The 6366-nt window shown below is 67.1% G+C and carries 7 protein-coding genes; 1 reads left to right on the plus strand and 6 read right to left on the minus strand.

The genetic code is table 11. The annotated features are described in order from the left end of the window. The 4 genes from FV223_RS17350 to rpsL all read right to left on the minus strand — a co-directional run. Nucleotides 1-124: GTP-binding protein (locus FV223_RS17350; protein WP_246686237.1), on the minus strand; the 124-nt coding region annotated here is incomplete at its 3' end. Between the two features lie 79 nt (nt 125-203). Beyond that, complete coding sequence (fusA, locus tag FV223_RS17355) at nt 204-2279, minus strand: elongation factor G (protein ID WP_147728201.1); 2076 nt, start codon at nt 2277-2279, stop codon at nt 204-206. A 31-nt stretch (nt 2280-2310) separates the two neighbouring features. Continuing rightward, nucleotides 2311-2781: a 30S ribosomal protein S7 gene (gene rpsG / locus FV223_RS17360; protein ID WP_147728202.1), complete on the minus strand. Its 471-nt coding sequence runs from the start codon at nt 2779-2781 to the stop codon at nt 2311-2313. Nucleotides 2782-2921: 140 nt separating this feature from the next. Further along, a complete protein-coding gene (gene rpsL / locus FV223_RS17365; protein WP_066927123.1) occupies nt 2922-3293 on the minus strand; it encodes a 30S ribosomal protein S12 in 372 nt (123 codons plus the stop codon). A gap of 820 nt (nt 3294-4113) precedes the next feature. On the opposite strand from rpsL, the gene FV223_RS17370 reads away from it, so the two are divergent. Next, complete coding sequence (locus FV223_RS17370; protein WP_147728203.1) at nt 4114-4515, plus strand: hypothetical protein; 402 nt, start codon at nt 4114-4116, stop codon at nt 4513-4515. Nucleotides 4516-4652: 137 nt separating this feature from the next. On the opposite strand, the gene recA is transcribed toward FV223_RS17370, so the two are convergent. Both recA and FV223_RS17380 read right to left on the minus strand, forming a co-directional pair. Beyond that, nucleotides 4653-5747, minus strand: a complete 1095-nt coding sequence (gene recA / locus FV223_RS17375; protein WP_147728204.1) for a recombinase RecA — start codon at nt 5745-5747, stop codon at nt 4653-4655. A 136-nt stretch (nt 5748-5883) separates the two neighbouring features. Then, nucleotides 5884-6366, minus strand: a 483-nt coding sequence (locus FV223_RS17380) for a response regulator (protein ID WP_246689707.1), incomplete at its 5' end; no start/stop codon positions are given.

The following is a 6366-nucleotide window of genomic DNA, read 5'->3' on the forward strand; positions in this document are numbered from 1 at the left end:
CCCCGCCGGACTCCGCCAAGACCTTCGTGATCGCCGCCGTCAGCGACGTCTTGCCGTGGTCGACGTGACCGATCGTGCCGATGTTGCAGTGCGGCTTCGTGCGGGCAAACTTCTCTTTGGCCATGGTAGCCTCCGGTTCGATGAGGGGTGCGCGCCGGACCTGCGGTCAGGCCGGCGACGCGGATGGGATGTCGAGGAAAGACTTACGCGTACTTGGCGATGACCTTGTCGGCTTCGCCGCGCGGCACTTCCTCGTAGTGGTCGAACTGCATCGTGAAGTTGGCGCGGCCCTGCGAGAAGGAGCGCAGCTGGTTCACGTAGCCGAACATGTTGGCGAGCGGCACCATCGCGTTGATGACGTTCGCGTTGCCGCGCATGTCCTGGCCCTGGATCTGGCCGCGGCGGGAGTTGAGATCGCCGATCACCGAGCCGGTATACTCCTCCGGCGAGACGACCTCGACCTTCATCACCGGCTCGAGCAGCACGGAGCCGCCCTTCTGCAGGGCCTCGCGCAGCGCCGCCCTGGACGCGATCTCGAAGGCCAGCGCCGAGGAGTCGACGTCGTGATAGGCGCCGTCGATCAGCTCGACCTTGATGTCGACCACCGGGAAGCCGGCGAGGATGCCGGCGCCGAGGACCGAGTTGAGCCCCTTCTCGACGCCCGGGATGTACTCCTTGGGCACCGCGCCGCCGATCACCTTCGAGGCGAACTCGAAGCCCTTGCCCGGCTCGTTCGGCTCGACCACGAACTTCACCCGCGCGAACTGGCCGGTCCCGCCGGTCTGCTTCTTGTGGGTGTAGTCGATCTCGGTCCGGCGGGTCAGCTTCTCGCGGTACGCCACCTGCGGCTGGCCGATGTTGGCGTCGACCTTGTAGGTGCGGCGCAGGATGTCGACCTTGATGTCGAGGTGGAGCTCGCCCATCCCGCGCAGGATGGTCTGGCCCGACTCCTGATCGGTGGAGACGCGGAAGGACGGATCCTCGGCCGCGAGCTTGGCGAGCGCGATGCCGAGCTTCTCCTGGTCGGCCTTCGACTTCGGCTCGACCGCGATCTCGATGACGGGCTCCGGGAACTCCATCTTCTCGAGGATCACGACCTTGACCGGGTCCGACAGCGTATCGCCGGTGCGGGTGTCCTTGAGGCCGGCCAGCGCGACGATGTCGCCGGCGAAGGCTTCCTTGACGTCCTCGCGGTTGTTGGCGTGCATCAGGAGCATGCGGCCGACGCGCTCCTTCTTGTCGCGCGAGGAGTTGAGCACGTTGGCGCCCGACTCGATCTTGCCCGAGTACACGCGGCAGAAGGTGATCGTGCCGACGTGGGGATCGTCCATGATCTTAAAGGCGAGCATGGAGAAGGGATCGGTGTCCGTCGGGTGACGAACGATCTCTTCCTCGGTCTTGAAGTCGAGGCCCTTGATCTCGCCGCGGTCGGCGGGAGACGGCAGGTAATCGACGACCGCGTCGAGCAGCGGCTGAACGCCCTTGTTCTTGAACGCCGAGCCGCAGAGCACCGGGTGGAAGGCGCGCAGCTGCACGGCGCGGCGGACGAGCTTGCGAAGGGTCTCCTCGCTCGGCTCGACGCCGTCGAGGTAGGCGGTCATGGCTTCGTCGTCGAGCTCGACGCAGGCCTCGATCATCTTGGTGCGGTACTCGACCGCCTGATCCTTCAGGTCGGCCGGGATCTCTTCCTCGTCGTAGTTGGCGCCGAGCGCCTCACCCGACCAGACGATCGCCTTCATCTTGATCAGGTCGATCACGCCCTTGAAGGTGTTCTCGGCGCCGATCGGCAGCTGCAGGCATACCGGCTTGCCGGCGACGCGGGTGATGATGTCGGCGACGCACTTGAAGAAGTCGGCGCCGATCTTGTCCATCTTGTTCACGAACACGACGCGCGGGACGTCGTACTTGTCGGCCTGGCGCCAGACGGTCTCGGTCTGGGGCTCGACGCCCTGGTTGCCGTCGAGCACGCACACCGCGCCGTCGAGCACGCGGAGCGAGCGCTCTACCTCGATGGTGAAGTCGACGTGGCCGGGCGTGTCGATGATGTTCAGGCGCTTCTCGCGCCAGAAGCACGTCGTCGCGGCGGACGTGATCGTGATGCCGCGCTCCTGCTCCTGCTCCATCCAGTCCATGGTGGCGGCGCCCTCATGGACCTCGCCGATCTTATGGGACTTGCCGGTGTAGTAGAGGATCCGCTCGGTGGTCGTGGTCTTGCCGGCATCAATGTGGGCCATGATGCCGAAGTTGCGGTAGTCCTCGATCGCGTGGGTGCGGGGCATCGGGATCTCTCCGAAAGGGGCGTCGGGCCGCTTACCAGCGGTAGTGCGAGAAGGCGCGGTTGGCTTCCGCCATCCGGTGCGTGTCTTCCCGCTTCTTGACGGCGTTGCCGCGATTGTTCGCGGCATCGAGGAACTCGGCCGAGAGGCGCTCGACCATGGTGCGGTCGTTGCGGCCGCGGGCGGCCTGGATCAGCCACCGGATCGCCAGCGCCTGCCGGCGCTCGGTGCGGACCTCGACGGGGACCTGGTAGGTCGCGCCGCCGACGCGCCGGGAGCGCACCTCGATCATCGGGGCGACGTTCTCGAGGGCGGCGCGGAACACCTCGATCGGGTTGGCGCGGGCGCGGTTCTCGACGATCTCGAAGGCGCCGTACACGATCCGCTCGGCGACGGACTTCTTGCCCTCGTACATGATCGAATTCATGAACTTGGTGAGGACGATATCCCCGTACTTCGGATCGGGGATGATCTCACGCTTCTCGGCAGAATGGCGACGGGACATTGCGGAACTTCCGAGGGATAAGGATCTAAGCACCTCGCGCAGGCCGCCTTGAGCCACTCCTGAAGAGCGCCGGCGACATCCTTACGAGGCAGTGGAATGCCGTGTTGGCCGCCCGGGCAAAACGTCCGGACGGGAAGATCTTACTTCGGGCGCTTGGCGCCGTACTTGGAGCGGCGCTGCTTGCGGTTCTTGACGCCCTGCGTGTCGAGCACGCCGCGGAGGATGTGGTAGCGCACGCCCGGAAGGTCCTTCACGCGGCCGCCGCGGATCATCACCACCGAGTGCTCCTGAAGGTTGTGGCCTTCGCCCGGGATGTAACCGATCACCTCGAAGCCGTTGGTGAGGCGGACCTTGGCGACCTTGCGGAGCGCCGAGTTCGGCTTCTTCGGGGTCGTCGTGTAGACGCGGGTGCAGACGCCGCGCTTCTGCGGGCAGGCGTTGAGCGCCGGCACCTTGTTGCGGCTCCGCTGGATCTTCCGCGGCTGCGCGATCAGTTGGTTGATCGTCGGCATCCTGTGCCCTCTTCCTCCGGATCGCGACGAAGCGCGATCCCGTGCGACGTAACGTGGCTCCCTGCGGAGCCGCCCACGAACCTCCCGAAGGAGATCCGCAAAACGAATATGCGCCAGGGGTCGGTGAGGACCCTTGGCGCGCTGTCGGCAGAGGAGCACCCCTGTTAAGGCAGGCGCGCTCGTACCTACTGATCTGACGAGAACGTCAGGCGATGTGAGCCTTCGACGGTGGATCGGCGCGTCGTCGACGAACGGATGAGCGTGATGCTCAGCCTCGTCAGCAGCCCCCGGGCCGTTCGAAGTGGCGCGCTTCTAGCCTCCATCGCCCGAGGGGTCAATGGTTTCCGGCCGATTATCTCGCATCCGACGAGAGGTTAAGGTTTTGTGCGGGACGGTTGCCCGAAGCGATCCGCCTCCGGGTCTCCGTGCCGGTTCACGCGCCCGGCGAGCGTGCGAATGTCGTGGTCTGCGTACCGCGAGGCCGCGGCTCGTGCCGTCGGGCCCGTGCAGACCGGTGGCGGCGTTACCTTGGCGGCGGCTATTCCAGGCGGCGCTCGGGCCCGGGGCGATCACCTCCGCGCCCATCGGGACGCGTTCCCTGATCACGTCGACCTCCCATAGCCCGCGCGAGGCCGGAGCTTGCTCGTCGGGTGGGCGACCTCGTCAGCGCGGCGCACCGTGCCGGATCGGGGCAGGTCGGGCACAGCCCGCTTCGACAGCGCTCACAGAAGATTAAAGCGATTCGTCGAATTGTCCGCTTCGTCGGGACGGCGCGATGCGCACCCGACCATGCGATGTGGCGACGGTCAGGGTGATGCGTATGGGTAGCGTTTCGAGTGCGGCCGAGAACGTCGTCCCCTTCCGGCGGATCGCCGCCGCGGGCCGGCCTCTGCCGTACGAGGGCGGCGTCCGCGAGGGCCAGGCCCAGCGCCGGTCCGAGCAGCGCGCGCTGATGGATGCGGTCTATGCCACGGGGACGCTCACGGTGGCGGCGGGCGACCGCGAGACCAAGCTGATCGCGTCCCGGCTGCAGGTCTACGGCTTCCTCACCGTCGAGGAGGTCGAGCCGGAAGGCTCGCTGCGCCGCCTGCGTCCCTCGGAGGCGATCCGCGCCCGGGCCGAGCGGCCGTGGCGCCTGTCGAAGCCGGCCTATGCCGGGCTCTCCGTGAGCATCCCGACGATCGACGACTTCCTGTTCGAGCCGGCTGGCTTTTCGGCGTGAGCCTTCGCGCCGTCTGAGCCGAGGCGCCGGCCCGTCCGGCATTCCCCATTCGGGGCTTCATAACGAAGAAGCGCGCCGCCCTCCCGGGCCGGCGCGCTTCTTCGTTTCGGTGTGCCGCTTCGGAGGGGCGGTGCGGACTACGCCTCGCCCTCGTCGAGCTCGTCCTCGGTCGGCTTGGCGTTCTCCAGGATCTTCTCGGCGACGAGCCCCGAATTTTGCCGGATCGACGTCTCGATCTTGCCCGCGATCTCGGGGTTGTCGCGCAGGAACCCCTTGGAGTTCTCGCGGCCCTGGCCGAGCCGCTGGCTGTTGTAGGAGAACCAGGCGCCGGACTTCTCGACGATGCCGGCCTTGACGCCGAGATCGATCAGCTCGCCGACCTTCGACACGCCCTCGCCGAACATGATGTCGAACTCGACCTGCTTGAACGGCGGCGCGACCTTGTTCTTCACGACCTTGACGCGGACCTGGTTGCCGATCGCCTCGTCCCGGTCCTTGAGGGTCGAGATGCGGCGGATGTCGAGACGGACCGATGCGTAGAACTTCAGCGCGTTGCCGCCCGTGGTCGTCTCCGGGCTGCCGTACATCACGCCGATCTTCATCCGGATCTGGTTGATGAAGATCACCATGCACTTCGAGCGCGAGATCGAGCCGGTGAGCTTGCGCAGCGCCTGGCTCATCAGGCGGGCCTGGAGGCCGGGCTGGCTGTCGCCCATCTCGCCCTCGATCTCGGCGCGCGGCGTCAGCGCCGCCACCGAATCGACCACCAGCACGTCGATCGCGCCGGAGCGCACCAGCGTATCGGTAATCTCGAGCGCCTGCTCGCCGGTGTCGGGCTGCGAGATCAGCAGGTCGTCGAGCTGGACGCCGAGCTTGCGCGCGTAGACCGGGTCGAGGGCGTGCTCGGCATCGACGAAGGCGCAGACGCCGCCCTTCTTCTGGGCCTCGGCGATGGTGTGGAGCGCGAGCGTGGTCTTGCCCGACGATTCCGGCCCGTAGATCTCGATGACGCGGCCGCGCGGCAGGCCGCCGACGCCGAGCGCGATGTCGAGGCCGAGCGACCCGGTGGAGACGGTCTCGACCTCCGCCACCTTGTCGTTCTTGCCGAGCCGCATGATCGAGCCCTTGCCGAAGGCCCGCTCGATCTGGGACAGCGCGGCGTCGATCGCCTTCGCCTTGTCCTTGTCCACCATGCCGGGGGTTTCCACCACTTTCAGTGCGGCCTGAGCCATCGTGCGGCATCCTTATGCAGGGGTTGGGCGCGCATCTCAATGCGCTGGAACCTGCATTTGATGTACCCGTTTTGTTCTCATCGAGCAAGGGCGGAATCGGCTCGCCGAGGAGCCTTTTCCGCGCCTGCCCGCCGCCTCACGGCTCGGCCATCGTCGCCTTCACCGTCTCGACGAGCTGCTTCAGGCTGAAGGGCTTGGGCAGGAAGTTGAAGGTCTCGCCTTCCGGCAGGTTCTTGCGGAAGGCGTCCTCGGCATAGCCGGAGACGAAGATCACCTTGAGCTCCGGCAGGTGCTTGCGGATCTCGCGCAGCAGGGTCGGGCCGTCCATCTCCGGCATCACCACGTCAGAGACGACGAGGTCGATCTGGTGGCCGCCCTCGCGAACGATGTGCAGCGCGTCGATGCCGGAAGCGGCCTCGAGCACGGTGTAGCCGCGGGCCGACAGCGCGCGGCTGTTGACGGCGCGGACCGGATCCTCGTCCTCCACGAGCAGGATCACCCCCTGCCCGGTATGGTCGGCCGAGGGTTTTCGCGGGGGCGCCTTCGGGGTCGGCGGCGCGGGCGGATCGCCGACGAGGACGAAGCTTTCGCCCGGCGCCTGCGCTGCGGTGGCGGGAGC

The organism is Methylobacterium sp. WL116 (assembly GCF_008039455.1).
Lineage (GTDB): Bacteria > Pseudomonadota > Alphaproteobacteria > Rhizobiales > Beijerinckiaceae > Methylobacterium.

Excerpts from the sequence above, each read along its gene's own strand:
- FV223_RS17370 (WP_147728203.1), top strand. The coding sequence starts at position 4,114 with ATGGGTAGCGTTTCGAGTGCGGCCGAGAACGTCGTCCCCTTCCGGCGG.
- rpsL (WP_066927123.1), bottom strand. The coding sequence starts at position 3,293 with ATGCCGACGATCAACCAACTGATCGCGCAGCCGCGGAAGATCCAGCGG.
- fusA (WP_147728201.1), bottom strand. The coding sequence starts at position 2,279 with ATGCCCCGCACCCACGCGATCGAGGACTACCGCAACTTCGGCATCATG.
- rpsG (WP_147728202.1), bottom strand. The coding sequence starts at position 2,781 with ATGTCCCGTCGCCATTCTGCCGAGAAGCGTGAGATCATCCCCGATCCG.
- recA (WP_147728204.1), bottom strand. The coding sequence starts at position 5,747 with ATGGCTCAGGCCGCACTGAAAGTGGTGGAAACCCCCGGCATGGTGGAC.